25 protein-coding genes are annotated in these 26,656 nt (G+C 70.6%); 14 read left to right on the forward strand and 11 right to left on the reverse strand.

All coding sequences use genetic code 11. From position 1 onward, the window contains the following. The first annotated feature begins 111 nt into the window (after nt 1–111). The 3 genes from ACLBWX_RS05075 (at nt 112) to flhA (ending at nt 4,415) form a co-directional block, all read left to right on the forward strand. Complete coding sequence (locus ACLBWX_RS05075) at nt 112–765, forward strand: ABC transporter ATP-binding protein (protein WP_056473478.1); 654 nt, start codon at nt 112–114, stop codon at nt 763–765. A gap of 93 nt (nt 766–858) precedes the next feature. After that, complete coding sequence (locus ACLBWX_RS05080; protein ID WP_447675988.1) at nt 859–2,103, forward strand: capsule biosynthesis protein; 1,245 nt, start codon at nt 859–861, stop codon at nt 2,101–2,103. Nucleotides 2,104–2,249: 146 nt separating this feature from the next. Then, nucleotides 2,250–4,415, forward strand: coding sequence for a flagellar biosynthesis protein FlhA (flhA, locus tag ACLBWX_RS05085; protein WP_447675989.1), 2,166 nt, complete (start codon nt 2,250–2,252; stop codon nt 4,413–4,415). Nucleotides 4,416–4,420: 5 nt separating this feature from the next. On the opposite strand, the gene ACLBWX_RS05090 is transcribed toward flhA, so the two are convergent. The 3 genes from ACLBWX_RS05090 to fliI form a co-directional block, all read right to left on the reverse strand. Then, the gene (locus ACLBWX_RS05090) at nt 4,421–5,470 is read right to left on the reverse strand and encodes a lysylphosphatidylglycerol synthase domain-containing protein (protein WP_447675990.1); all 1,050 of its coding nucleotides are present in this window, start codon (nt 5,468–5,470) and stop codon (nt 4,421–4,423) included. 156 nt (nt 5,471–5,626) lie between these two features. After that, nucleotides 5,627–6,034 (reverse strand): flagellar export protein FliJ, encoded by a 408-nt coding sequence (gene fliJ, locus ACLBWX_RS05095; protein WP_056473471.1) that lies wholly within the window; start codon nt 6,032–6,034, stop codon nt 5,627–5,629. A gap of 92 nt (nt 6,035–6,126) precedes the next feature. Beyond that, nucleotides 6,127–7,482 carry a flagellar protein export ATPase FliI gene (gene fliI / locus ACLBWX_RS05100; protein ID WP_447675991.1) on the reverse strand — a complete coding sequence of 452 codons (1,356 nt, stop codon included), beginning with the start codon at nt 7,480–7,482 and terminating at the stop codon, nt 6,127–6,129. A 421-nt stretch (nt 7,483–7,903) separates the two neighbouring features. On the opposite strand from fliI, the gene ctrA reads away from it, so the two are divergent. Continuing rightward, a complete protein-coding gene (gene ctrA / locus ACLBWX_RS05105; RefSeq protein WP_019903129.1) occupies nt 7,904–8,605 on the forward strand; it encodes a response regulator transcription factor CtrA in 702 nt (233 codons plus the stop codon). Nucleotides 8,606–8,775: 170 nt separating this feature from the next. On the opposite strand, the gene ACLBWX_RS05110 is transcribed toward ctrA, so the two are convergent. The 6 genes from ACLBWX_RS05110 to chpT form a co-directional block, all read right to left on the reverse strand. Then, nucleotides 8,776–9,672 (reverse strand): CheR family methyltransferase, encoded by an 897-nt coding sequence (locus tag ACLBWX_RS05110; RefSeq protein WP_447675992.1) that lies wholly within the window; start codon nt 9,670–9,672, stop codon nt 8,776–8,778. Further along, a complete protein-coding gene (locus ACLBWX_RS05115; RefSeq protein WP_447675993.1) occupies nt 9,669–10,847 on the reverse strand; it encodes a protein-glutamate methylesterase/protein-glutamine glutaminase in 1,179 nt (392 codons plus the stop codon). Before ACLBWX_RS05115 ends, ACLBWX_RS05110 begins: the two co-directional genes overlap by 4 nt. Before the next feature lie 85 nt (nt 10,848–10,932). Then, entirely contained in the window at nt 10,933–11,316 is a 384-nt protein-coding gene (locus ACLBWX_RS05120; RefSeq protein WP_447675994.1) for a response regulator, read from the reverse strand. Nucleotides 11,317–11,340: 24 nt separating this feature from the next. After that, the gene (locus ACLBWX_RS05125) at nt 11,341–11,826 is read right to left on the reverse strand and encodes a chemotaxis protein CheW (protein ID WP_447676061.1); all 486 of its coding nucleotides are present in this window, start codon (nt 11,824–11,826) and stop codon (nt 11,341–11,343) included. Nucleotides 11,827–11,858: 32 nt separating this feature from the next. Next, the gene (locus ACLBWX_RS05130; protein WP_447675995.1) at nt 11,859–14,552 is read right to left on the reverse strand and encodes a hybrid sensor histidine kinase/response regulator; all 2,694 of its coding nucleotides are present in this window, start codon (nt 14,550–14,552) and stop codon (nt 11,859–11,861) included. A gap of 153 nt (nt 14,553–14,705) precedes the next feature. Then, nucleotides 14,706–15,440: a histidine phosphotransferase ChpT gene (gene chpT, locus ACLBWX_RS05135; protein ID WP_447675996.1), complete on the reverse strand. Its 735-nt coding sequence runs from the start codon at nt 15,438–15,440 to the stop codon at nt 14,706–14,708. Between the two features lie 142 nt (nt 15,441–15,582). Here chpT and ACLBWX_RS05140 point away from each other — a divergent pair, with 142 nt between their 5' ends. Then, nucleotides 15,583–16,449, forward strand: coding sequence for a 3'(2'),5'-bisphosphate nucleotidase CysQ family protein (locus ACLBWX_RS05140; RefSeq protein WP_447675997.1), 867 nt, complete (start codon nt 15,583–15,585; stop codon nt 16,447–16,449). Between the two features lie 13 nt (nt 16,450–16,462). Here ACLBWX_RS05140 and ACLBWX_RS05145 read toward each other — a convergent pair whose 3' ends face one another. Further along, nucleotides 16,463–16,951 (reverse strand): YHS domain-containing (seleno)protein, encoded by a 489-nt coding sequence (locus ACLBWX_RS05145; protein WP_447675998.1) that lies wholly within the window; start codon nt 16,949–16,951, stop codon nt 16,463–16,465. 153 nt (nt 16,952–17,104) lie between these two features. Here ACLBWX_RS05145 and ACLBWX_RS05150 point away from each other — a divergent pair, with 153 nt between their 5' ends. The 5 genes from ACLBWX_RS05150 to lysA all read left to right on the forward strand — a co-directional run bounded on the left by ACLBWX_RS05150 (nt 17,105) and on the right by lysA (nt 20,942). After that, nucleotides 17,105–17,725, forward strand: coding sequence for a DUF1134 domain-containing protein (locus ACLBWX_RS05150; protein ID WP_447675999.1), 621 nt, complete (start codon nt 17,105–17,107; stop codon nt 17,723–17,725). Nucleotides 17,726–17,859: 134 nt separating this feature from the next. Further along, nucleotides 17,860–18,603, forward strand: coding sequence for a hypothetical protein (locus tag ACLBWX_RS05155; protein WP_447676000.1), 744 nt, complete (start codon nt 17,860–17,862; stop codon nt 18,601–18,603). A 188-nt stretch (nt 18,604–18,791) separates the two neighbouring features. Continuing rightward, the gene (locus tag ACLBWX_RS05160; RefSeq protein ID WP_447676001.1) at nt 18,792–19,085 is read left to right on the forward strand and encodes a 3',5'-cyclic-nucleotide phosphodiesterase; all 294 of its coding nucleotides are present in this window, start codon (nt 18,792–18,794) and stop codon (nt 19,083–19,085) included. Between the two features lie 119 nt (nt 19,086–19,204). Beyond that, entirely contained in the window at nt 19,205–19,558 is a 354-nt protein-coding gene (gene lptM / locus ACLBWX_RS05165; protein WP_447676002.1) for an LPS translocon maturation chaperone LptM, read from the forward strand. 106 nt (nt 19,559–19,664) lie between these two features. Then, entirely contained in the window at nt 19,665–20,942 is a 1,278-nt protein-coding gene (gene lysA, locus ACLBWX_RS05170; protein WP_447676062.1) for a diaminopimelate decarboxylase, read from the forward strand. A gap of 3 nt (nt 20,943–20,945) precedes the next feature. Here the strand turns inward: lysA and ACLBWX_RS05175 are convergent, their stop codons facing one another. Then, on the reverse strand, nt 20,946–21,461 hold the full coding sequence (locus ACLBWX_RS05175; RefSeq protein ID WP_447676003.1) for a DUF533 domain-containing protein: 516 nt from the start codon (nt 21,459–21,461) through the stop codon (nt 20,946–20,948). A 206-nt stretch (nt 21,462–21,667) separates the two neighbouring features. On the opposite strand from ACLBWX_RS05175, the gene ACLBWX_RS05180 reads away from it, so the two are divergent. The 4 genes from ACLBWX_RS05180 (at nt 21,668) to ACLBWX_RS05195 (ending at nt 26,646) form a co-directional block, all read left to right on the forward strand. Then, a complete protein-coding gene (locus ACLBWX_RS05180; protein ID WP_447676004.1) occupies nt 21,668–24,319 on the forward strand; it encodes a TIGR02302 family protein in 2,652 nt (883 codons plus the stop codon). Nucleotides 24,320–24,411: 92 nt separating this feature from the next. Then, on the forward strand, nt 24,412–24,597 hold the full coding sequence (locus ACLBWX_RS05185; RefSeq protein ID WP_447676063.1) for a twin transmembrane helix small protein: 186 nt from the start codon (nt 24,412–24,414) through the stop codon (nt 24,595–24,597). A 10-nt stretch (nt 24,598–24,607) separates the two neighbouring features. Next, complete coding sequence (locus tag ACLBWX_RS05190; protein ID WP_447676005.1) at nt 24,608–25,900, forward strand: AmpG family muropeptide MFS transporter; 1,293 nt, start codon at nt 24,608–24,610, stop codon at nt 25,898–25,900. A gap of 131 nt (nt 25,901–26,031) precedes the next feature. Continuing rightward, on the forward strand, nt 26,032–26,646 hold the full coding sequence (locus ACLBWX_RS05195) for an acyloxyacyl hydrolase (RefSeq protein ID WP_447676006.1): 615 nt from the start codon (nt 26,032–26,034) through the stop codon (nt 26,644–26,646). Nucleotides 26,647–26,656 lie beyond the last annotated feature (10 nt).

Consider the following 26,656-nt stretch of genomic DNA (forward strand, 5'->3'; position numbering starts at 1 on the left):
GGTGCGCCGCGTCGACGGCCGGCTCGCGGGTTCTCAGATTCGCCGCTTTTGCGCCCGATGCGCTCGGGGCGGCATCGCGCCGCCCGCAGGCCCCGGGAGCCGTTCGCCGCCGTGATCCGCTTCGACAACGTGACCAAGGTCTACCGGACGGACGGCCATCGCCGCACGATCCTGGAGCGCGTCTCGTTCACCCTCAAGCCGGGGGTCAGCTACGGCATCCTCGGGATCAACGGCGCCGGCAAGTCGACCTCCCTGCGCCTGCTGGCCGGCACCGAGATGCCCACGAAGGGGCGCGTGATCCGCAGCACGCGCGTCTCCTGGCCGCTGGGCTTCGCCGGCGGCTTCCACCCGGCCATGACGGGGCGCGACAACATCATCTTCGTCGCCCGGATCTACGGCGAGGACCCGCGCAAGGTGCTGGAGTTCGTTGAGGACTTCTCGGAGCTCGGCAGCTACCTCGACGTGCCGATCCGGACCTACTCGTCGGGCATGGGCTCGCGCCTCGCCTTCGGGATGAGCATGGCGATCCCGTTCGACTGCTACCTGATCGACGAGGTGACGGCGGTGGGCGACGCGCGCTTCCAGAAGCGCTGCGAGGAGGCCTTCGCCGCCCGCCGCGAGAACGCCGACGTGATCATGGTGTCCCACGCGATGGACACCCTGCGCACCTGGTGCCAGCAGGGCATCGTCATCATCAACGGGCGCGCGATCGTCTACGAGAACATCGACGACGCCATCGAAGTCTATCGCCGCCTCAACGCCTGAGCCGCGTTGGCCGGCCACGGTTTCGCCGCGTCGCGGGTGTAGAGGGTACCGCGTCGCGTCCGGAGGGTCGCACGACATGGAATGCCGGGGCGCATGAGCATCGAAATCCGCAACCCGCAGGGCCAGCCGCTGACCACGGCCGACCGCTCCAATGCGGTCGCCGAATCCCTGAAGCAGATCGCGCGGGTCTCGCGCTTCGCCGATCGCAAGAAGGGCATCCGCTCCTACCAGAGCCACGTGAAGACGGACGCGCTGATCCCGGTTCTGTTCGTGGTCTGCTTCCTGATCCCGACCCTGGCGGCCGTCGCCTATTACGGCCTCATCGCGTCCGACCGCTTCGTGGTCGAGGCGCGCTTCGCCCTGCGCCCCGCCCTCGGCAACGTCGAGAAGGCCTCGCCGGACCAGGTCGGCACCAATTCCGGCACGCCGATGCGTCAGATGGTGGCGCAGGACAGCCTGATCGCGACGAATTACATCACGAGCCGGCCGATGATCGAGGCGATCGAGAAGGCCTATCCCCTGCGGGAGATGTTCTCCCGCCCGGGAATCGATTTCCTCTCGCGCTTCGATCCCGAGAAGCCGATCGAGAAGCTGTTGAAGTACTGGCACGAACGGGTCCACACCAAGGTCGAGGCGGGCTCCGGCATCATCGAGCTGACCGTCAACGCCTTCGACCCGCAGGAGGCGCTCGACCTCTCGAACGCGATCCTGGCCGAGAGCGAGCGCATGGTGAACGCCCTCAGCGGCCGCGCCCGTCAGGACGCCGTGGCCGAGAGCCAGCGTGAACTCAAGCGCGCCGAGGAGCGGATGGTGAAGATCCGCACCGAGGTCGCCGCCCTGCGCAATCGCGACGGCGTCCTCGACGCCCAGAAGACCAACGAGAGCAACCTGAAGGTGCTGGGCGAACTCAGGACCGCGCGCATCAACCTGGCGGTCCAGCTCATCCAGGGGCAGCGCGACCTCTCGCCGGAGACCCGGCGCATCCAGGACATGAAGGCCCAGCTCAAGGACCTCGACGACAACATCGCCCGGATCGAGCGCCAGTCGGCGAGCGAGGATCCGGAGCAGCGGCGCATCCTGGCCAACGCGCTGACCCGGTTCGAGGCCTTCGACACCGAGCGGACCGACGCCGAGAAGTACTTCGCCAAGGTGTTGGCCTCGAACGAGCGCGCGCGCATCATCGCGGAGCGCCAGATCGAGTTCTTCAGCATGATCGTCCAGCCGGTGAAGCCCGAATCCTCGCAGCAGCCCCGCCGCCTGCTCATGATCTGCCTGATCTCCGGCGGCGCCGCGATGGCGTTCGCCCTGGCGGTGGTCACCCGCAAGTACCTGGCGTGACACCTGGTCTGACACCTGACGTGATACCTGGCCTGGCGCGCCGGACCTCCGGGCCGGCGGCGATCGGCGGGACATTAACCCTTCGCTAACCCTGAACCCGGCAAATCTTGCCGGGCTCCCGACCCTCGGGAGCAGTGAGGGTAACGATGAGCGAGACGGCCGCCGCCGCGCCGGCTCCGGCGGGGGGCTCCAGCGGGAGCCTCGCACAGTTCGCGAGCTTCGCGATCCCGAACCGGGCGAACCTGAGCGCGCTGTCGAAGCGCACCGACCTGTTCTTCGCCACCGCCGTGATGGGCATCCTCACGGTGCTCATCTTCCCGCTGCCGGCCTTCCTGCTCGACCTGCTGCTCGCGGTCTCGATCATCATCTCGGTGCTGATCATGATGACCGGGCTGTTCATCGACAATCCGCTCGAGTTCACGGTCTTCCCGACCCTGCTCCTCGTGGCGACCCTGCTGCGGCTCGCCCTCAACCTCGCCTCCACCCGCCTCATCCTCGGCCACGGGCACGAGGGCACGGCGGCGGCCGGCCACGTCATCGAGGCCTTCGGCAACTTCGTGATGGGCGGCAACTTCGTCATCGGGATCATCGTCTTCGCGATCCTGATCATCGTGAACTTCGTCGTCATCACCAAGGGCTCGGGCCGCATCGCCGAGGTGGCGGCCCGCTTCACCCTCGACGCGATGCCCGGCAAGCAGATGGCCATCGACGCCGACCTCTCGGCGGGGCTCATCGACGAGAAGGTGGCCAAGGCCCGCCGCGCCGCCCTGGAGGAGGAATCCTCCTTCTTCGGCGCCATGGACGGTGCCTCGAAGTTCGTCCGCGGGGACGCCATCGCCGCCCTGCTGATCACCTTCATCAACGTCATCGGCGGCATCATCATCGGCGTGGCCCAGCAGGGCATGCCGTTCATGCAGGCGGCCAAGTCCTACACCCTGCTCACCATCGGCGACGGTCTGGCGAGCCAGGTGCCGGCCCTCATCGTCTCCACGGCGGCCGGCATCTTGGTCTCCAAGGCCGGCGTGAAGGGCTCGGCCGACAAGGCGCTGGGCAAGCAGCTCGCGAACTACCCGAAGGCGCTGGGCATGTCGTCGGGCGTCATGGTGCTGATCGCCCTCCTGCCCGGCATGCCGATGCTGCCGTTCCTGGCGCTCGCCGGCGCCTCCGGCTACGCCGCCTGGCACTTCGCCAGGATCGCCCGCAACGCGCCGCCGCTGGATGCCGACGGCACCCCGATGGATGCCACCGCCGTCGCCGCCGCCGCGGCCGCCAAGGAGGAGACCGTCACGGACCTCCTCAAGCTCGACGACCTCAAGCTGGAGATGGGCTACGCCCTGCTCGCCCTCGTGAACGGACCCGAGGGCCAGGACCGGCTGACGGACCAGATCAAAGCCCTGCGCCGCCAGCTCGCGGCGGATCTCGGCTTCGTCATGCCCTCGGTGCGCATCCTCGACAACGTCCAGCTCGACGCCAACGCCTACGTGGTGCGCGTCAAGGAGATCGAGGCCGGCACCGGCCAGATCTTCCCCGGCCAGTTCATGGCCATGGACCCGATGGGCGGACAGGTGCAGCTGCCCGGGCAGCACATGCTGGAGCCGACCTTCGGCCTGCCCGCCACCTGGATCGACGCCTCGCTGCGCGACCAGGCCCAGCTCAAGGGCTACACGGTGGTGGACGCCGCCACCGTCGTGTCGACGCACCTCACCGAGATCATCAAGGCCCACGTCTCCGAACTCCTGAACCATGTCGAGGTCCAGAAGCTCCTGCGCGAGGTCTCGAAGGACCATGCCGAGCTCCTCAAGGAGGTCATGCCGAGCCAGATCGGCACCACCGGCATCCAGCGGGTGCTGCAGTTCCTGCTGGCCGAGCGGGTCTCGATCCGCGATCTCGGGGCGATCATCGAGGGCATCGCCGAGGTGGCCGGCCACGTGAAGAACCCGCGCGACATCGTCGAGCATGTGCGCGCGCGCCTCGGGCGCCAGATCTGCGCCCAGTACCAGGGCCCCGACGGCATGCTGCCGATCATCACCCTGTCGCCGGCCTGGGAGCAGGCCTTCCTCGAATCGATCGCGGGCGAGCGCGACGAGCGCTACCTGGCGATGCAGCCCTCCAAGCTCTCGGAATTCGTCAACACGGTCCGCGACCGCTTCGAGACCGCCGCCCGCATGGGCGAGATGCCGGTGCTGGTGACCTCGGTCCAGGCCCGGCCCTTCGTGCGCTCGATCATCGAGCGCTTCCGCCGCGAGACCCCGGTGATGAGCCAGGCGGAGATCCATCCCCGCGCCCGGCTCCGGACCGTCGGCTCGGTCTGAGGCGATCAGACCGGCTTCTTCTCCATGCGGCGCTCGATGGCGTGCGCGTCGAGGCCCGGCGCCGTGAGGGGGGGCTCCGGCGCCGACGGGTCGCGGGGCGTATCGCGCAGGGCCGAGGCGAGGCGGTTGCGCTCGTAGAGGAGCACCACCACCACCGAAATCAGGAACGGGATCCAGAAGTAGAACAGCCGGAAGACGAGCAGGGCGGCGATCACCGACGGCCGGGCGATGTCGGGCATCGCCACCACGAAGACCAGTTCGAACACGCCGAGGCCGCCCGGCGCGTTCGACACGAGGGCGGCCGAGAACGAGGCGAGGAAGACCGCGAGCACGACGAGGAAGCCCGGATTCCCGGCCTCCGGCAGGGCGAAGTAGATGATTCCGGCCGCACCGAGCAGTTCCAGCGGCGCGGCGATGAGCTGGCGGCCCATGATGCGCGGGCGGGGGTATTCGAGCTTGAACTTGCGGATCGTCAGCGGCTTCAGGTGCAGCAGCGAGCCCACCACGTAGAGGGCCACGAAGGCGAGCAGGCCGGCGCCGAGGATGCGGGCGGTGGCGGGGTCGGTCAGGAGCGCCGGCAGGTACCCGTTCAGGCGCGTCAGGGTGTCGGGCAGGACGGTGAGGACGAAGCCGCCGAGCAGGATCGTCCCGAGGCCGAAGGTGAAGGAGCAGAGGGCCACCAGCACGGCGACCTGGGCCGCCGAGAGGCCCTTGGCGGTGTAGGCGCGGTAGCGCACCACCGCGCCGGAGAACACCGAGGCGCCGATATTGTGGGAGAGCGCGTAGGTGGTGAAGGAGCAGACGGAGACGAAGAACCACGAGATGTGGGTCACGCCGAGATGCAGGAGCGCGATCCGGTCGTACCAGGCGAGCGCCGCGTAGGCGACGAGGGTCGCGACGGCGGCGAGGAGGAAGCGGTGGACCGGGATCGCGGCGAAGCTGCCCTTGATCTCCGCCACCGAGATGCCCGCCAGCTCCTTGTAGAGCAGGTAGCCCGAACCGATCACGGCGGCGAGGCCGATGATCGGCCAGATGAAATCGCTGATCTTCTTCATTGTGGTCTGGACGAGCCCCTTCTCCGGAGCCCTCCCTGCACGACGCCGCACGGCATCGCAAGCAAGGTTCCGCACGGCCCCGGCAGGAACGGCTCTTCCCACGGGATCATGACGGTTTCGTGCCGGCCTCCCCCGGGGCCGGCACGCGGGGCGCGGTCAGGCCCGGATGCGCGAGAGGCCGATCCCGTCCATGGCGGCCTGGTCCCGGGCCGCCTCGGCGACGCGCTCGGCGGTGCGCTCGCGGTCGTCCAGGATCTCGATCTTCTTCAGGTCCTCGAAGGCCTCGCCGAGCTCGGCCTTGGCCTCGGCGAGCTGCCCCTCGAGGGCGGCGGCCGACTGGCGCATGTTGTCCCGGCGGGTGGCGGCCGCCCGCGCGTAGGTCGGGTAGGCGAAGTGTGCGGGATCGGAGATGCCGGCGCGGCTCTCCTCATGGGCGACCTCGCGGTCGAGCTCCATCGCCATGCGGGTGAAGTCCGCCTTCATCATCTCGATCTGGGTCACGCGCCGACGCTTCTCGTCGACCTGGAAGCGTCGCAGCCGGATCAACGTGTCACGGGATTTCATGGGCGGTCTCACTCCACGCAACGCACGGCTCGCCGGTGCGCGACGGGCCGCGCTCCGGGCCCGGCATCGGGAGATGGGGTCGGGGCGTCCCCTCACGGGGCGACGACGATCTCTGCCAGGCGACGGTAACCCTCGCCGATCGAAGTTGCTTCTTCCTTACCCTGACCCAGAAAAGCCTCCATTTCGGGCATCAGCGCGATCGCCTCGTCCACTTCGGGCGAGGCGCCGGCCCGATAGGCGCCGAGCCGGATCAGCTCCTCCATGTCGGCGTAGGTCGAGAGCAGGCGGCGGGCGCGCCGGACGGTGGGCAGGTGCTCCGGGTCGCAGGCCCGCGGCATGGTGCGGGACACCGAGCGCAGGACGTTGATCGCCGGGTAGCGTCCGCGCTCCGCGATGCCCCGCTCCATGACGATGTGTCCGTCGAGGATGCCGCGGACCGCGTCGGCCACGGGCTCGTTGTGGTCGTCGCCCTCGACCAGGACGGTGAACAGGCCGGAGATCGCCCCCTGCCCCGTCCCGGGCCCGGCGCGCTCGAGCAGGCGCGGCAGCTCGCTGAAGACGGTCGGGGTGTAGCCCTTGGCGGTGGGCGGCTCGCCGGCCGCGAGGCCGATGTCGCGCTGGGCCATGGCGAAGCGGGTGATCGAATCGATCATGCACAGGACCTGGGCGCCCTGGTCGCGGAAGTACTCCGCCATCGCCAGGGTGACGTAGGCGGCGTTGCGGCGCATCAGGGCCGGCTCGTCGGAGGTGGCCACCACCACCACCGAGCGGGCGAGGCCCGCGGGACCGAGGTCGTCCTGCAGGAATTCCTGCACCTCGCGGCCGCGCTCGCCGACGAGGCCGATCACCGCCACGTCGGCGGCGGTGTAGCGGGCGAGCATCGAGAGCAGCACCGACTTGCCGACGCCCGAGCCGGCGAAGATGCCCATGCGCTGGCCGGCGCACATCGTCAGGAAGGTGTTGATGCAGCGGATGCCGAGGTCGAGGGGCGGCCCGACCCGCTGGCGGGCATGGGCCGGAGGCGGATCGGCCCGCAGGGGATAGATCGCCGGCCCGGGGGGCAGCGGCCCGAGGCCGTCGATCGGCCGGCCGAGGGCGTCGATGGTCCGCCCGAGCCAGGCGGCGGAGGGGCGCACGGCGCCCGCGGCCTCGTCCCGCACCATCGCCGGGCAGCCGCGCCGGACCCCCTCCAGCGAGCCGAACGGCATGGCGAGCGCCCGGTCGCCCTGGAAGCCGATGATCTCGCAGGGCACCGCCCCGAGGCCGTTCTCCACGGCGATGTCGAGGCGGCCGCCGAGGCGCATCGCCGCCACGGGACCCGCCACCTCGATGAGCAGCCCGCGAATCGCCACCACCCGCCCGTAGGTCTCCAGGACCTGGACGGCGTCGACGGCGCGGCGCGCGTCAGCCAGACGCAAGCGCCCGCCGTTAGGGTCGCGGTCCGTCATCGGCGGTTCTCTCAACCATTCGTTTACCTCCCTCCTTAACACTGTGTGCATCGGGCTTGTAGCGCGCCGCCGGTCCAGGCCGGGACGTAAAAAACTTCTGTCGGGTCGGCGACATTTCGATGCCGTTGTACCGGAGAGACAGCACGCGACAAGTCCTTGCGGACAAGGCACTTGAGAGGACATGCGAAGGTTTCGTCGGAAGCCCGAGGACGATCGAACGAGAACAGATCGTCAACGGTTCGAAGCGTGGCCGGACCTCCGTTTCAATTGCGTGCTTGCGTCTGTGAATCAGGGTTTGTTAACGATTAACGAATAGCGTTTCACGTCATTGACGAGGGAGCGTTCGCCACGGGCCGGTGGCGAACGAACAGCGGGGGCTTGCCCGTACGCTGCACACGGCCGGCTGGGCTGGGGACCGACGATGCGGGTACTTCTGATCGAGGACGACAGCGCAACCGCGCAGAGCATCGAACTGATGCTCAAGTCCGAGAGCTTCAACACCTACACCACCGACCTCGGTGAGGAAGGGATCGACCTCGGCAAGCTGTATGATTACGACATCATCCTGCTCGACCTGAACCTGCCCGACATGTCGGGCTACGAGGTGCTGCGGAACCTCCGCGTCGCCAAGGTGAAGACCCCGATCCTGATCCTCTCCGGCATGGCCGGCATCGAGGACAAGGTGAAGGGCCTCGGCTTCGGCGCCGACGACTACCTCACCAAGCCCTTCCACAAGGACGAGCTCGTCGCCCGCATCCACGCGATCGTCCGCCGCTCGAAGGGTCACGCCCAGTCGGTGATCACCACCGGCGACCTGATCGTGAACCTCGACCAGAAGACCGTCGAGGTCTCCGGAAGCCGCGTGCACCTGACCGGCAAGGAGTACCAGATGCTGGAACTCCTCTCGCTCCGGAAGGGCACGACGCTCACCAAGGAGATGTTCCTCAACCATCTCTACGGCGGCATGGACGAGCCCGAGCTGAAGATCATCGACGTCTTCATCTGCAAGCTGCGCAAGAAGCTCGCCAACGCCTCCTCCGGCAAGAACTACATCGAGACCGTCTGGGGCCGCGGCTACGTGCTGCGCGAGCCCAACGAGGGCGAAGAGCGGATCGCCGTCTGATCCACCGGTCGGACGACGAAACGGCCCCGCGCGAGCGGGGCCTTTTTTGTTCGTCCCGTCCGTCCGCGTCGCCGCCGTCCCCTCCCCCTCCGGGGGATGCCCGCCCTCGAACGCGAAGGGCGCGGGCTCGCGCCCGCGCCACGCTCATCCGGCCCCGCCTCGATTCGCGTTCAGAGGCCCACGGCCCGGCGAAAGGCCGGAGCGCCGGCGGCGGGGGCGAGCATCGGTGCCGTCCGGCCCTGCGGCAGGGACGCCGCGCCGGCCTGGTTGTACAGGCCCCGGTGCTTGGTGTTCGGCACGAGCTTCTCGGTCAGGCCGATCACGGTCTCGGCGGCGCCGAGCAGGAGCGCGCCGTCGGCCGCCAGGCTGTTGCTCAGGCGGGACAGCACGTCGCCCTTCGTCGGGGCGTCGAAATAGATCAGCACGTTGCGGCAATAGATGATGTCGAAGGTGCCGAGGCCGTCGAAGGACTGCAGCAGGTTGAGGGGACGGTAATCCACCATCTGCCGGAGTGTGGCGGAGATGCGCCACTGTTCGCCGACCTGCTCGAAATGCTTGATCAGCGACTGCACCGGCAGGCCGCGCTGCACCTCGAAATGGCTGTAGAGCCCGGCCTTGGCCTTATCCAGGACCTCGGTCGAGAGGTCGGTCCCGATGAGGTCGACGGTCCAGCCCGCGAGGCGGGGGGCGGCGTCCTGCAGCATCATCGCCAGGGAATAGGGTTCCTGGCCGGTCGAGGCGGCGGCACACCAGATCCGCAGGCGGCGCTGGGCGGCCCGGCGGGCCAGGGCCTCCGGCAGCAGCACGTCGCGGAACAGGTCGAAGGGCGTGCGGTCGCGGAAGAAGAACGTCTCGTTGGTGGTCATCGCCTCCACCACCGCCTTCTCCATGGCGAGGTCGCGGCCGCCCTTGAGGGCGTTCACGAGCGCGCCGAGATCGGCGAGGTTGAAGCGTCGGCAGACCGGGCCGAGGCGGCTCTCCACCAGGTAGCGCTTCTCCCCGCTGAGGGCGAGGCCGGAGCGGGTCTTGAGGTAGGCGCGCAGGAAATCGAATTCGACGTCGGTCATGCGCCTTGTCCCGTCAGAAGATTGCGCAACGCCGGGCCGATCTCGCCGAGCGGAAGGATCGCCTGGGCGAGCCCCGCCTTGGCGATGCTGCCGGGCATGCCCCAGACCGTGCTGGTCGCCTCGTCCTGGGCGAGCACCGCGGCGCCGGCCTCGGTGAGGGCGCGGGCGCCGCCGGTCCCGTCCGAGCCCATGCCGGTGAGCACCACGGCCAGGGAGGCGGCGCCGAAGATCGCGGCGGCATCCAGGAACAGCACGTCGACGGCGGGACGGCAGAAATTCACCACCGGGCCGTCGTGCAGGCGGATGGTCACGTCCTGGCGCGACCCGGCGAGGCCCATGTGGCGCCCGCCGGGGGCGACATAGATCCGGCCCGGCTGCAGGCGCTCGTCGGCCTTGCCTTCCGCCGCCGGCAATCCGGTGCGGACGCCGAGATGCTCGGCGAACACGGCCGTGAAGACCGGGGGCATGTGCTGCACGATGAGGACCGGGAACTGGCGCAGGGTGGCGCTGCCGATCTTCTCCAGGACCTCGCCGACCGCGCGCGGTCCGCCGGTGGAGGCACCGATGAGGAGGACGCGGGGGGCGACGCCGTTGCGGGCCTTCGGGCGCAGCACCAGGGGCGCCGTCGGCCGCAGGGCCGAGACCGGCGCGGGCGCCGGCATGCCGGGCGAAATCGGGACCGGCGCGCCGGAGGCGCCGCGCTTGCGCGCCCGGGCCGAGCCGAACAGGCGCACCCGCTCGATCAGGTCGGTGCGGAAGGCGTCCGACGTGGTGACGCCGCGGTTGCTCTCGGGCTTGGGGATGTAGTCGACGGCGCCGAGGGCGAGGCAGCGCAGGGAGATGTCGGCGTTGCGGGTCGTCAGGGTCGACATCATGATGACCTGGACGCCGGGGCTCTTGGCGAGCAGCAGCGGCAGGGCCTGGGTGCCGTCGAGTTCCGGCATGTCGATGTCGAGGAGGATCACGTCGGGGTCGTGGCGCGACATCGCCTCCAGGGCGATCCGGCCGTTGGCGGCCGTCGCGACGACCTCGTAGCCGGCCTCGCCGATCCAGCGGGCCACGAGTCCGCGCACCACGGCCGAATCGTCGGCGATCAGGACCCTGACCCGCTGCCCCGCCAGGGGCGGCGGGGCGGGATGGGTCGACGCGAAGGTCGGTGCGGGAGCGGCCATCATGGATTTCACGCTGTAAGCGACGCGGGAATGCGGTCGGATCGGGAACCTCGGCCGGACGGGGCGAGGTGCCCGGTCCGTGTCCGCGTCAGGCTGCGTCGGCGTCCGTGGCGAAGCCGACCTGGGCCAGCTTCGCCGTGACGATGTCGCGGTCGAAGGGCTTCATGATGTACTCGTCGGCGCCCGCGTGCAGGGCGCGGGCGATGGCGCCGACGTCGTTCTCCGTGGTGCAGAACAGGACCTTCGGCTTCTCGCCGCCGGGAGTCTTTCGCAGCGCCCGCAGGAAGTCGTAGCCGTCCATGGTCGGCATGTTCCAATCGAGCAGGATCGCGTCCGGCATCGTCTTGCCGCAGGCGGTGAGCGCCTTCTCGCCGTCCTCGGCCTCGCCGACCTCGAAGTTCATGGTCTCGAAGATGCGGCGCGCCACCTTCCGGATGACGGCGGAGTCGTCGACGATGAGACAGGTTTTCATCGGTCCCTTCTCCTGGGCTGGGGTTCAGGCGGCGCCGGCGGTGCGGGCGTTGGTGCCGAAGGCGAGGAGCGCATCGACGTCGAGGATCACGAGCAGGCGCCCGTCGAGGCGGTGGACGCCGAGCGTGAGGTCGCGCCAGCGGGCATCGAGGTTGATCGGCACCGGCTCGTGGGTCTCGGCCCCGAGCTTGAGCACCTCGCCGACGCCGTCGACGATGAGGGCGAAGGTCTCGCCGCCCTGCTCCAGGCCGATCGCCATCTGGGCGCCGTCCCCGGTGCGGGGCGCCATGCTGAGGCGGCGGCGCAGGCACAGGGCGGTGACCACGCGGCCGCGCAGATTGAGGAGCCCGACGATCTCCGGCGGAGCGAGCGGCACCGGCGTGACGCCGGCCGGGATGAAGACGTCGTGGACCCGGTCGATGGCCAGACCGAACATGGTCTCGCCGACGAAGACGGTGACGAAGTCGCGGGTGCCGACGGTTTCCGCGGCGTTGGTGTTGGCGGCCTGCATCATGGGCGTGGACTCCGGAGGGGCGTGGCCGATCAGGCGGCGGCGGCGAAGCTGGCGACGTCGAGCTCGGCCAGCGCCGAAATCAGGCCGCTGCGGTCGAACTTCGCCACGAGGTCGGCGATGCCGAGGGTCCGCGCCCGCTCGATGGCCTCGGCGCCGATGGTGCCGGAGAGGCCGATGACGGGAAGTCCGGCGACGCGGCCCTCGACCTTGCGCATGGCGCCGACGAGGTCGAAGCCGTTGCGGCCCGGCATCTCGAGGTCGCACACCACCACGTCGATCCGGCCGTTGGAGAGCAGGGCCGCCACCGCCTCGTCGGCGCTGGCGGCGGTGATCACGCTGTAGCCGGCGGCCTTCAGGACCGGGCTCAGCATCTCGCGGAAGAAGGCGGAGTCGTCGACGAGTAGGAGGGTCGAGCTCTTCTTGACCGTCTTCTTGGGACCGCGCGCCCAGTCGTCGTAGGCGAGCGGCAGGAAGTGGGCGATGTTGATGATCTCGGTGGCGCGGCCGCGCAGGACGGCGGAACCGATGAGGTCCGAGCGGTCCGCCGAGATCTCGACGTCGAGGCGTTCCTCGACGATGTCGACGATCTCGTCGACCACGAGGCCCATGGCCCGCTCGCCGTCGGAGAACACCACGAGGGCCTGGGTGCCGGAGGCGCGGATCTCGATCGACGGATCGGCGGGCACCAGCGGCATCAGGCGGCCGCGGTACTGGATCAGCGGACGCCCGCCGACCCACTCGACCTTCGCCGATTCGATCTCCTCGAGGCGGGTGACCAGGGAAAGCGGCACCGCCTTGTAGCTGCCCGCGCCGCCCTTGAAGACGAGGAGCGTCGCCTTGGCATCGGCGGCCTCGACCTCCTCGGCCTCGGCCTCGACCGGGATGGCGCCGGACTGCGAGCCCTGGCTGACCTGCTGGGCGATGCCGTTCGGATCGACGATGAGCACCACGGCGCCGTCGCCCAGGATGGTGTTGCCGGCGAAGAGCGGCAGGTGGCGCAGCTTCGAGGACATCGGCTTCACGACGATCTCCTCCGTGTGGAAGACCTCGTCGACGAGGATGCCGAAGCGCTGGCGGCCGACCTGGGCCACCACCACGAAGCCGGAATCCACGGCGTCGGCGGCCTGGTCCTGGCCGAGGACGCCCGTGAGGGTGACGATCGGCAGGAGGCGCTCGCGCAGGCGCAGGACCGGCGAGCCGTTGATGCGCTCGACCTTCTGCGCCGTCGCCTTGTCGACGCGCACCAGTTCGAGCACCGCCACCTGCGGCACCGCGAAGCGCTGCTCGCCGGCCTTCACGATGAGGGCGGCGATGATCGCGAGGGTCAGCGGGATCTTGATGGTGAAGGTGGTGCCGCGCCCGAGCTGCGTGTTGATGTCGATGACACCGCCGATGAGCTCGATGTTCGTCTTGACCACATCCATGCCGACGCCGCGGCCGGAGACCGAGGTGATGGCGGCGGCCGTGGAGAAGCCCGGATGGAAGATGAACTTCGCCACCTGGGCGTCGGTCATCCGCTCGACCTCGGCCTGGCTCGCGACCTTGCGCTCCACGGCCTTGCGGCGGATGGCGGCGAGATCGAGGCCCTTGCCGTCGTCGGCGATCTCGATCGTGATCGTGCCGCCCTCGTGATAGGCGGAGAGGCGGATGGTGCCGCGCAGCGGCTTGCCGGACGCCTTGCGGTCGGCGGCCGACTCGATGCCGTGATCGGCCGAGTTGCGCACCATGTGGGTGAGCGGGTCCTTGATGACCTCGAGGACCTGGCGGTCGAGCTCGGTCTCGGCGCCGCTCATCACGAGCTCGATCTGCTTGCCGAGTTCCGAGGACAGGTCGCGGACCACGCGCGGCAGCTTCTGCCAGGCGTTGCCGATGGGCTGCATGCGCGTCTTCATGACGCCTTCCTGCAACTCGGCCGTCACGTGGCTGAGGCGCTGCAGGGGAACCTTGTAGGTCGAGTCGTCGTGGCGGCGGGCGATCTCGAGGAGCTGGTTGCGGGTCAGCACCAGCTCGGACACCATCGTCATGAGGTGTTCAAGGGTGTCGACGTTGACGCGGATGGTCTGGACCTTCGCGACGCCCCCCTCGCCCTCCGGGGCGGCGGGCGCATCGGCGGATTTCGCGGGCGTCTCGGTGGCCTTCGCGGGCATCGGGGCCGGAGCCTCGCGCACCGGCTCGGGGGCTGCGGCGACCGGCTCCGGCGCGGGGACGACGTCGAACGGATCGGGGCCCTCGGCCTCCATGAAGGCGCGCTCGAGATCCTCGAGGCTGACCTCACCGGGCTTCAGCTCGCGCACGACGGGATCGGGCAGCTTGATGTCCGCGACGGGCGCGGGAGCGGCGGGTGCGATCGGGGCGGAGGCCATGACCTCCAGGGCGCCGATGAGATCGTCGTCGCTGCCGGCCGGCTCGGCGCCGGTGGCTTCGAGGTCGCCCAGGATCGCCTTGAGGCGGTCGAGGGTGACGAGGATGAGGCTGACCGCGGGGCCGGTGACCGGCATGCCGTCGCGGAACTGGCCCATGAGGGTTTCGGCGGCATGGGCCAGTGCTTCGAGGCGCGGCAGGCCGAGGAATCCGCAAGTGCCCTTGATGGTATGGACGAGGCGGAAGATGTTCCGCAGGATCGTCTGATTGTTTGGGTCCTGCTCGAACCGGACGAGCTCGGCATCGACGGTGTCGAGGTGCTCTGCGCTCTCGGTCAGGAACTCACGCAACAAGTCGTCCATGAGAGGTACTCGGTCCATACGCGCACTACAGTCTGTGCAGGACGGACCTTGAACCCGAACCGGTTAGGGAAGGGTTTCATCCCCGAGGACAAAGCGGGAGATCGCCACAATATTTGTCGATCTCCCGATGAGCCGCTGAAAGCTCGGTTCGCGTCAGGCCAGCGCCGTGTCCGGCGGCTCGGAATCCGACGGCCGGTCGGCCTCCGGCTCGGCGTGCGGCGCTGCGGGCGCCTCCGGCCGCGCGGCGGCGGTCGGCGTCGCCGCGATGGTCACGGTGTCGCCCTCGATCGAGAAGCGCACGTCCATGGCCGCGGCGCGGGCGACGAGGCCGGCATAGAACGGCAGGATGCCGTGCGCGTCGACGGTGCCGCTCTCGGGCGTGCCGGCGATCATGTCCTCGACATGGGCCGGGATGCGGGCATGCGAGCCCTTGCTGGTCAGGGTCAGGGTCGGTGCCTCGCCGTCGCCGCGCACCACCACGTCAATGAGGCCGCCGCGCGGGATCGCGCTCTGCGCGATCATCACGAGGTTGAGGAGGAGCTTGACCTTGTTCTTCGGGTAGAGCGCCTGGGGCGCGCTCCAGGCGAGCTGCGTCTTGTCGTCGGCGAACATCCCGCGCGACACCTTCTCGGCATCGGCGAGGTCGATCGAGGCTCCGGCCGAGCCGGCGGCGCCGAAGGCGATGCGGGCGAATTGCAGGCGCGCCGAGGCCTGGCGCGCGCTCTTGGCGATGAGCTCCAGGGCGAATTCCCGCATGGAGGTGTCGCTCTCGTCCTCCAGGACCTCCAGCCCGTTCACGATGGCTCCCACGGGGCTGATCACGTCGTGGCAGACGCGTGAGCACAGGAGGGCGGACAGGTCGAGGGCGTCGAGATTGAGGGGGGTCATGGTGCGCTCCGCGCAGGCGTTTCTGGGCCGCGTCCGGTCTTGAACGGCACCGATAGACGGCGCCGGATACTTTGAAAAGCACCCGGACCCCTCGCGATCCGGGTCGACAAGGGTCCGTGCCGCGGGCATCATGCCCCCTATCATGTCGATTGATGCGCCGACGCGCGACCGTATTGCGGCCACCCTGATGGAAATCGCCTGCCGGGCGGGCGAAATCCTGAGGCGGCACCATGGCGGCGACTGTCCGCACGTGCTCAAGCCCGACGGCTCGCCGGCCAGCCAGGCGGACGCGGAATCCGAGACCTTCATCATCGGCGAACTCGCCCGGCACTTCCCCGGCATCCCCGTGATCGCCGAGGAATCCTCCTACGACCATCCGCCGGCACCGCTGTTCTTCCTGGTCGACCCTCTCGACGGAACCCGCGACTTCCTCGCCGGCAATGCCGAGTACAGCGTCAATATCGGGCTGGTCGCGGGCGACCGGCCGATCGCCGCCGCCCTCGCCGCGCCCGGCCTGCGCCGGGTCTGGGGCGCCGGCGCGCACGCGTTCGGGGCGGAGATCCGCGATGGGCATCTCGGCGAGCGGCAGCCGATCGCGGTCCGGCCGCGGCCGGACCAGGGCCTTCTCGCCCTGCGCAGCAACCGGCACGGGGACAGCGAGACGGAGGCCTGCCTCGGCGCCCTTCGGCTCGGGGCGACCCGCTCGGCCGCGTCCGCCCTGAAATTCTGCCTCATCGCCTCCGGCGAGGCCGACATCTACGTCCGCTGCGGGCCGACCATGGAGTGGGACACGGCGGCGGGCGACCACATCCTCACGGTCGCGGGCGGTTGCGTCGTCGCCCCCGCCGGCCGGCCCATGACCTACGGGCACTACACCCGCAGCTACCGCAACGGCCCCTTCGCGGCCCTGGGCGACGCGAGCTACGCGGACAATCTCGTGCTGCCCGAGCGCAGCCCGGCCGGGCGCGGCCCGGACCGGCACGCGCCGCAGGGCGAGGGCCGCGTCTGACCGGAGCGGGCCTTCAGTCCGGGAAGTCCGTGTCGATCTGGTCCCGCAGGCTCGGCCAGCGCGCCTCCGCCTCCGCGGCGAGGCGCGGATCCGCGACGACGCGCAGGCGGTGCTCGTCGGTGCGGAACAGGTAGAGCCGCTCGGTTCCGTCCGGACCCGGCAGGCGGGCATACACGAGCGGATCGGTATCGACGAGGCGCCCGGCGGCGACGCCGACCGGGTCGAATCCCCCCAGCCGGGGGGCATAGACGGCGGGCGCGGCCCGGAACGCCTCCCGGTTCCCCGCCCGCGCGAAGCGCCACGTCCGTCCCGACCAGGACAGCTCGTGGGCCGGCCGGCCCGGCTCCGGGCCGTCGAGGAAGTAGCTCACCACATCGAAGCCCGCGAGGGCGATGCGGCCGGCAGGAAGCGGCGGCAGCGTGGCGGCCCGGACCCCGGTGCCGACCGCGTGCAGACTTCCGATCGCGGCGACGCGAAGCAGGTGACGGCGCGTTAACCACATGTTGCTTTGTTTCGCATCATGATCGCCGCGTATCGAGGCGCACCGGCACGGGGCCGCGGCGTCCCTAGGATGACATCACCGTCCATAGCGCGGTCTCGGTTAGCGAGACGATAGCGCCTCCGGGCGGGTGTCGGTAGACAGGAGGGACGAGGCATGACGTCGAACCATCGGGCCGGCCGCGCCCTGCCATCGCGTGATCGCACCACCCGGCGCGCCGTCGTCGGCGCCCTCGCGGGCGCGCTCCTCCTCGGCGTCTCGCCCCGCGCCCTCGCGGCGGCCGACGGCGCGCCGGGCAAGTTTCGCCCCGAGGAACTGGTCGATAACGGTCACCGCTTCTTCGGCTCGATGTCGCGCGGCCTGGCCCAGCTGGTCGAGGAGGCGACGCGCCGCTGGGGCGAGCCCAACGGCTACATCCTCGGCCAGGAGGCCTCCGGCGCCATCGTCGGCGGCGTCCGCTACGGCGAGGGCACGCTCTACACCCGCAATGCCGGCCAGCGCCGGATCTACTGGCAGGGTCCGTCCATCGGCTTCGACGTCGGCGGCGACGGCGACCGCACCATGATGCTGGTCTACAACCTGCCGGCGGTGGCGGGCCTGTACCGCCGCTTCGGCGGCGTGGACGGTTCGGCCTACCTCGTGGGCGGCTTCGGCATGACGGCGGTGACGGCGGACGACATCGTGGTGGTGCCGATCCGCACCGGCGTCGGCGCCCGCCTCGGCATCAACATCGGGTATCTCAAGTTCACGGCCAAGCCGACCTGGAATCCGTTCTGAGGCGCGCGAGCGCGGGGGTGTGTCCCCGCACGCCTTGCCCATCCCGGGGGGACATGGGCTAAACAGGCCGGCGAGGGTCGACGGGTGTCCCCGTCGTCTCTGTCGTCAACGGCGTGTTGAGCGAGCGTTTCCGCGTGATCGAAACCGTGATGATCTTCACGCTCGGCTTCCTGGCCGCGAGCCTGTGCGCGCTGTTGCTCCTGCCCGCCGTGAACACCCGGGCGGCGCGCCTGTCGACGCGCCGCGTCGAGGCCCGGCTCCCCCTGTCGATCTCCGAAGTCGCGGCCGAGAAGGACTATCTGCGGGCGCAGTTCGCCGTCGCCCAGCGCCGTCTGGAGCGCAGGGTCGAGGCGGTGAAGGCCCATCGCCACGGTGACCTCGCCGCCATCGGCGCGCGGACCATGGAGGCCGCCGCCCTCACCCGGACGGTCGAGGAGCGGGAGGCCACCCTGAGCGAGCGCGAGGCGGTGCTTGCGGCGACCCGCGCCACTCTGAGCGACGTCGAGCGCGACCTCGAGGCGGCGCGCCAGGACACGGCCCTGGGCCTCGCCACCCTGCAGGTGCTCGAACTGGCCCACCAGGAAATCCTCGACGACCTCTTCGCCGCCCGCACCGCGCAGAGCGGGCCGGACGGGGCCGGAGCCGGGGTTCCGTCGGGGTCCGAGGTCCCGGACCTCACCGCCACCCTGGTCGCCGAGCGCGAGACCCTGCGCGCCAGCCTCGCGGCGGCCGAGGAGGCCCTGGCCGCGGTGATGGACCGGCGCGAGGGCGAGGCGGCCGACCTGCGCCGGCGGATCTCCGACGTCGCCGACAGCCTGATGCAGCGCGAGCGGCTTCCCCCCGTCTCGGCCTACCCGATGCCGGCCCGGACCAGCTGATCCGCGATCCGGCCGCCTTCGCGTTTCGTCACGTGGAGCGGAATACGCCGCGGACGTTGCGCGGACGGGAAATCGCGGCGTAGAAAGCGGCCTGACCACGCGGCGACCATCGGCGCGCCATGTTTCGACCATGTCGGCGCTTCATCGGATCGCCCATTCCCTGTTTTCTGAGACGGACCGCGCCCCCCATGGCCCTTAAGCTCACGTCGCTTGCCCTCCTCCTCGCCGCCACGGTCGCCGTCGCACCGGCGCTCGCACAGCCCGCCGCGCAGCCGCAGGGCGCCGCCGCTCCGCAGACGAAGCGCGGCAACGAGACCCTGAAGAAGTATTGCACCGGCGACTACCTGACCTATTGCGGCAACCTCGCCACCGATGATCCGGCCCTCGACAAGTGCTTCCAGACCAACTGGACCAAGCTCTCGGAGAACTGCCGCCGCGCCATCGACGTCTACCAGAAGACGGACGGCAAGAAGAAGAGCTGAGCCGCGCCCGGTTCCGCGCGGGACGACATCGCCGCGCGGGACAGCGTCGCCGTTTCCCTCGCGTCGCGCGGCCGCAACGGCTATGCTGACCGCCACCGCGTCCCGGACCGCATGCGTCGATGTTCCTCCGTTTCCGCCCTCTGACGACGATCGCCGTGCTCGGCCTCATCGCGCTGTCCGCCTCGGCCTGCGGCCGCCGCGGCGCGCTGGAGCCGCCGCCGGGCACCGCGGCCGCGCGCTCCGTGGCGCGCCCGGGCCTGCCCGGCGTCGCGAGCCCGCGCGCTCTGCCGCAGAGCGTCGGCCTCGGCGGCGGGACCGCGACGCCGGAGCCGGAGGCTGTGCGCGCCGGTGACGAGCTCGATACCCTGGCGGCGCCGGGCTCGGGCGCCGAGGCGCCGGTGAAGACGACGCGCGGCGCCAAGCGCGGCTACGTCATCCCCAAGCAACCTTTCCTGCTCGACCCGCTCCTGTAGAAGCGGATCACCACAGACCTTCCCCGGCCTCGTGCGGGAAGACGCGCCCGCCCGGACGCGCCGCGCGCAGGCCCGAATCCCCGGGCGGATGCCCGCAGGCAGGCCGATGCACCACTTCCAGTACCGCGACGGCCGCCTCCAGGCCGAGGATGTCGACCTGACCGCCCTCGCGGACACGGTCGGGACGCCGTTCTACTGCTACGCCACCGCCACCCTGGAGCGCCATTACGGCGTCTTCGCCAAGGCCTTCGGCGAGGACGACGCCCTCGTCTGCTTCGCCATGAAGGCGAACTCGAACCAGGCCGTGCTCGCCACCCTGGCGCGCCTCGGGGCCGGCATGGACATCGTCTCGGAGGGCGAGCTGCGCCGGGCGCTGGCGGCCGGGGTCGATCCGCAGCGCATCGTCTTTTCCGGCGTCGGAAAGACGCAGGGCGAGATGGCCGCCGCCCTGAAGGCCGGCATCTTCTGCTTCAACGTCGAGAGCGAGCCGGAACTGGTCCAGCTCTCCGCCGTGGCGTCCGGCCTCGGCCTGACGGCGCCGGTCTCGATCCGGGTCAATCCCGACGTCGATGCCGGCACCCACGCCAAGATCTCCACCGGCAAGTCCGAGAACAAGTTCGGCATTCCGATCGGTCGGGCCCGGGCGGTCTACGCCCATGCGGCGACGCTGCCGGGCCTCGCGATCGCCGGCGTGGACATGCATATCGGCAGCCAGATCACGGATCTGGCGCCCTTCGACCACGCCGCCGGCCTGCTCGCCGGGCTCGCCCGCGACCTGATGGCGGAGGGGCACGACCTCCACCACATCGATTTCGGCGGCGGCCTCGGCATTCCCTACCGCGACGACAACGCGCCGCCGCCGGAGCCTGCCGCCCTGTCGGCGATCCTGCGCCCGCATTTCGCGCCGCTGGGCCTGCGCCCGGTCTTCGAGATCGGCCGCATGATCGCCGGCAATGCCGGCATCCTGGTGACCCGCGTGATCTACGTGAAGCGCACGGAGGGCCGCACCTTCGTCATCGTCGACGCGGCGATGAACGACCTGATCCGGCCGACCCTGTACGAGGCCTATCACGGGCTGCGGCCGGTCAAGGAGCCCACGTCCGAGACGCCGAGGATCGTCGCCGACGTGGTCGGGCCGGTCTGCGAGAGCGGCGACTACATCGCGCTGGGCCGCGAGATGCCGGAGGTCGCCCCCGGCGACCTCGTCGCGGTGATGAGCGCCGGTGCCTACGGCGCGGTGCAGGCGGGCACCTACAATTCCCGCCTGCTCGTGCCGGAGGTGCTGGTGCGCGGCGCGGACGCCGCCATCGTGCGCCCGCGCCAGACCTACGACGACCTGATCGCCCTCGACCGGGTGCCGGACTGGCTCGGGCCGCAGGGCTGAACCTCAGGCGGCGAGTTCGCCCTCGATCCGGGCGACGGCCTCCTCCGGTACGTCGAGGGCCTCTGCGAGCCGCTTGAGGAATTCCCGCTCCTGCAGCGTGTCCGCCAGGACTGAGACGCGCACCGCCGCGTAGATCCGCGTCGCCTGCTCGGGCGTCGTCACCGCATCCGCGATGATGTCGAGGTCGACCGGATCGGCGATCTCCGCCTCCAGCCAGGCCGCCTCGTCCCGCGCGATCCCCGAGGCCTGGACCGCCGCATCGAGGCGCTGGCGCTCGTCCTTGTCGATCATCCCGTCGGCCAGGGTCGCCGCCACCATCGCCCGCAGCATCCAGCGCGCCTCGTCCTCGTCGACGCCGGGGTCCGCCGGCGCCTCGGCGGGCTCCGGCTGGGCCGATCCGCGCAGCGCCCGCGCGGCGAGGCCCGCCACCAGGGCGAGACCGCCGAGGGCGGCGGTGGCCGCGAGGCGGCCGCGGCGCGCGCGCACGAGGGCATCCACGAGGGGCTTCACATCGACCATGGCGGGCATCCTTCCGAACCGCTGAAATCGAGGCAGCAACCCGCGGGGGACGCGGCGGGTTCAGATCCGCGCGCCGCCGGGGCGCGGAGGCCAGGGGATGCAGCGGGGCACCCTGGGATGATTTGACCCCGTCGCGCGGCGCCGCCACCATGCTAGCCTTGCGGGTAGGGCGCGGCGCCGATGCGACGCGCGAGGAGCCAGACACGATGGGCGAGGCCGACCCGGCGACCTCCACACGCAGCGGACAGGCGTCGGATTCGCACGCGACGGCCCCCGAGACACGGGGACCGGCCCTGCGCCGGCGGCTCGATCGCCTGGTCGCCCGCTCGCAGGTCGCCGGCCTCTGGGAGCGGGCCTGGCCGATCCTGTGGCGCGGCATCGGCCTGGTCCTGGCCTTCCTCACCCTGTCCTGGCTCGGGCTCTGGCTCGACCTGCCGCCGCTCGCGCGGGTCGCCGGCATCGCGCTCTTCGCCCTGGCCCTCGTCGCCGTGCTCCTGCCCCTGGCGCGCCTGCGGCGCGACACCCGGCGCGAGGCCCTGGCCCGGATCGACCGCGCGGCCGCCGCCAGGGGCGGTCCCCTCTCCCACAACCCCGCCTCGTCGATCGAGGACACCCTCGCGGTCGGCACCGCCGATCCGGCGACCCGCGCTCTCTGGGCCCTGCACCAGGCCCGGGCAGCCGAGGCCGTGGCCGGGCTGACGCCGCCGCCGCCGCGGCCCGCGATGGCGCGTCGCGACCCCTTCGCGTTCCGGGCGGGCCTGATCGTGGCGGCGGTGGCCAGCCTGTTCGTGGCCGGTGCCGAGTGGCGCCCGCGCATCCTCGGCGCCTTCGACTGGCGGGCGCCGCCGGCCCCGGGACCGACCTTCCGGGTCGACGGCTGGATCGATCCGCCGCTCTATACCCGCCTGCCGCCCCTGGTCGTGACCATGAACGGCGAGCAGCAGCGCCTGCGCGCGCCGGTCAATTCCACCCTGATCGTGCGGATCGCCGGCCAGGGCGAGGCGGTGCTGACGCCGAAGGCTGGGCTGAAGGCGCTGCCGGGCAAGCCGCCCCATGCGGACCTGCGCGAGGACCGCTTCCAGCTCACCGGCGGCGTCGCCGACCTCACCGTCGCGGCCGGCGGCACGACGCAGCATCTCGTCGTCGAGACGATCCCCGACACGCCCCCCGAGGTGGAGCGCATCGGCGCCCTCGAAGTGAACGCGCGCGGGACCTTCAACCTGACCTACCGGGCCAAGGACGATTACGGCATCGCCTCGGCCGAGGGCCTGGTCGAGCCCCTGGCCAAGACCCGCGCGCTGGTGCCGACGCCGAAGATCGCGCTGGCGCTGCCAACCGATGCCACCGGCGAGCACGACACCAAGACCCTGGTCGACCTCACCGACAATCCGTGGTCCGGCGCCCGCGTGCGCCTGACGCTGGTGGTGAAGGACGAGGCCGGGCAGGAGGGCCGCACGCCCACCGCCGAGGTGACGCTGCCGGCCCGGGTCTTCGCTCAGCCGCTGGCCCGCGCCCTGGCCGAGGAGCGCCGGCGCCTGATCACCGCGCCGGACGACGGCCGCGCCCGGGTGCAGACCGCCCTCGACGCGCTCCTGATCGCCCCCGACCGGTTCACGCCCCAGCCGAGCATCTTCCTCGGGCTGAAGACCGCCTCCCGCCGCCTGCGCGCCGCCCGCAGCGACGAAGCCCTGATGGACGTGGCCGACCTCCTCTGGGAGATGGCCCTGAAGATCGAGGACGGCGACCTGTCGGACGCCGAGAAGAGCCTGCGCGCGGCCCAGGACAACCTGAAGCAGGCGATCGAGCGCAACGCGCCGGACGAGGAGATCAAGAAGCTCACCGAGGACCTGAAGCAGGCCCTCGACAAGTTCATGAAGGGCATGGCCGAGCGCCAGCGCAAGGACCAGAAGCCCCAGGCGGAGAAGAGCCAGCCCAACCCGAACGCCAAGACGGTGACGCCGGACGATCTCACCAAGATGCTCAACGACATGGCCGAGGCCATGAAGCGCGGCGACACCGCCGAGGCGCAGCGCCTCCTCGACCAGCTGCGCGAGATCCTGGAGAATCTGCAGACCGCGGAGCCGGGCGGCAAGTCCGACCCGAACGGCCGCGAGATGAGCAAGCAGGCCGACGAACTCGACAAGCTCTCCCGCGAGCAGCAGGACCTGCGCGACGAGACCTTCAAGGACGGCCAGGACAAGCGCGGCCAGCGTCCGCAGCGCGGGCAACAGGGCCAGCCGGGCGAGGGCCAGAAGGGCCAGCCCGGGCAGCAGGGCCAGGGTCAGCAGGGCCAGGGTCAGCAGGGCGAAGGTCAGCAGGGCCAAGGTCAACAGGGGCAGAAGGGCGAGGGCCAGAAGGGCGGCGCCGGCCAGCGCCAGCAGGCCCTTCGCGAGCGCCTGGAGGATCTCCAGCGCCGCATGAAGGATCTCGGCATGCAGGGCGAGGAAGGCCTGTCGGAGGCCGAGGAGGCCATGCGCGAGGCCGAGGGCGCCCTCGGCCAGGGCAAGGACGGCGAGGCGGTCGACGCCCAGGGCCGGGCGCTGGACGGCCTGAAGCGCGGCGCCGAGGGCATGCAGAAGCAGATGCAGGAGATGGCCGAGGGCGAGGGCGAGGGCAAAGGCGAGGGGGGCGAACAGCCGAGCCAGCAGGGCCAGGCCGGCAACCGCGACGACGATCCCCTCGGTCGCCCCACCAAGGGCCGCGACATGACCAACGGCAATGCCCGCGTGCCCACGGCGGACGAATCCGCGGTCCAGCGCACCCGGCGCATCATGGAGGAGCTGCGCCGCAAGCTCGGCGACCCGAACCGTCCGCGCGACGAGCTCGACTACTTCGAGCGCCTCCTGCGCCGGAACTGACCCGATGAACCCGCCCCCTGGGCTCCTCCCTCGAGGAGCCCATATGGGGGGCGACGACCCCCGACCCGACAGAACCGAGACCTGACGCCGTGATCTCCTCCAACACTCTCGTGCTCCTCGCCTGCGTCGCGGTGGCGGTGGTCCTGTTCCTCGGCCTGTTCAACATGATGCGCGGGGGCAGCGCCAACCTCTCGCAGAAGCTGATGCGCCTGCGCGTGCTGCTGCAGTTCATCGCGATCATCTTCATCATGGGCGTGGTCTGGTGGCGCTCGGCCTGATCGCGCGCCGATGGCCTCCGCTTCGTTCCTGAGCTCGGTCCTCGACCGGCGCGTCGCGGCGATGCTCGGCCTGGGCTTCAGCTCGGGCATCCCCTTCCTCCTCGTCTACGTGACGCAGTCGGCCTGGCTGTCGGAGGCCAAGGTGCCCATCGGCATCCTCGGGCTGATGAGCGAGCTCACCCTCGCCTACAAGTTCAAGTTCCTCTGGGCACCTTTCCTCGACCGCTACGATGCGCCCCTGATCAGCCGGTTCGTGGGGCGACGGCGCGGCTGGATCATCGTCTCGCAGCTCGGCGTGATGCTGGCCCTCGCGGGCATCGCTTTCGGCGACCCCGCCCACTGGCTCGCCTGGACCATCGCGTTCTCCCTGGCGCTCGGCTTCGCCGGTGCGACGCAGGACGTCGTCATCGACGGATGGCGCATCACCGTGGTGCCGGTGGAGCGCCAGTCGCTGATGTCGTCCTGGGCCGAGATCGGCTGGCGCATCGGCAACCTCGTCGCCGGGGCCGGCGCCCTCTATCTCGCCGACGCCTATGGCTGGCGGGCGGCCTACCTCTTCATGGTGGCCGCGATGGCGCCGGGGGTCATCGCGGCCCTCCTCGCCCCCGAGCCCGAATCCGACCGGACCGCGACCCACGACCATCCCGGCTTCGTCGAGACCATCGCGGCGCCGATCCGCGACCTCGTCCGCCGCCTGGGTCCGCTGGCGATCCCGATCCTGCTGATGGTGGCCGGCTTCCGCATGCCCGGCTACGTCGCCAGCGCGATGGCGATGCCGTTGTTCAAGAGCCTGCACTACTCGAACACCGACATCGCCACGGTGACCAAGCTGTTCGGCTTCGGCGTCGCCCTCGCGGGCACCTTCCTTGCCGGCTACGTCGTCCCGCGAATCGGCATGATGGCGAGCCTCCTGGCCGGGACCGTGTTCGGCTCGGCCTCGCATCTCAGCCTCGCCTACCTGGCGCTCCACGGCGGCGACGGCGGGACCGCGTTCTGGACCTTCGCGATCGCGGTGAGCATCGACAGCTTCGCCTACGCGTTCGCGTCCATCGTGCTGATCACCTTCATGTCGTCGCTCGCCGCCTCCGAGCACGCGGCGAGCCAGTACGCGCTCCTCACGTCCCTCTGCGCCCTCCCCGGCAGCCTGCTGGCCGGCGCCTCCGGCTTCGTCATCGAGACGACGGGCTTCGCCGGGTTCTTCGTGGCGACCTCGATCATCGGCGTGCCGGTCGCGGTCCTGTGCTGGTACGTCTGGCACCGGCAGGGCGAGACCGGGGCGATGGCGCCCCCCGCCGCGGCCTGAGACGCCTTGGACCGGGACGGGTGTTGCCCGGAGGGCTCACCGCACAGCTATCGCCGAGGCGAGGCCCCCGATGCCTGACGGTGCCGCGGGCGGCCATGCTAGACACGTTGGGTCAAACCGGAACCGTCTCGATGCATTCCCACACGTTCCGCCTCGCCGTTGCTGCCGCCGTACTCGCCACGGCCGTGCCGGTCCAGGCCGCAGACTTCCCGTCCGCGCCGCCGGCCGCCTATGTCAGCCCGGTGAAGCCCCTGAGCATCGTCTCCGAGGTCCGAATCGGCGGCGCCGTGCAGGATCCCGGCAGCGCCGAGCACGACACGAGCAACATCAACGGCGAAATCCTGTTCTCCAAGCCGCTCGTGAGCGTCGACCCGTTCTGGCAGGCCTTCGTGCCCCGGGCGACCGTCGGCGGCAGCTACAACTTCGGCGGCCGTACCAGCTACGCGTATATCGGTGCGACCTGGACCGTGGACCTCTTCCCGCAGACGCTGAACAACATCGTCTTCCTCGAAGGCTTCTTCGGCGCCGGCGCCCATAACGGCTACACCGGTCCCAAGTCCACGGCCCCGGCCGGGTTCAACACCCTGGGCTGCAACCCGCTGTTCCGCGAGGCGGCCGCCCTCGGCTTCCGGCTCACCGAGCACTGGAGCATCATGGCGACCGTCGAGCACATGTCGAATGCCGGCCTCTGCGCGAACAACCGCGGCCTCACCAATTTCGGCGGCAAGCTCGGCTACACCTTCTGAGTTCGCCGCG

It is taken from the genome of Methylobacterium sp. M6A4_1b, from assembly GCF_053345175.1.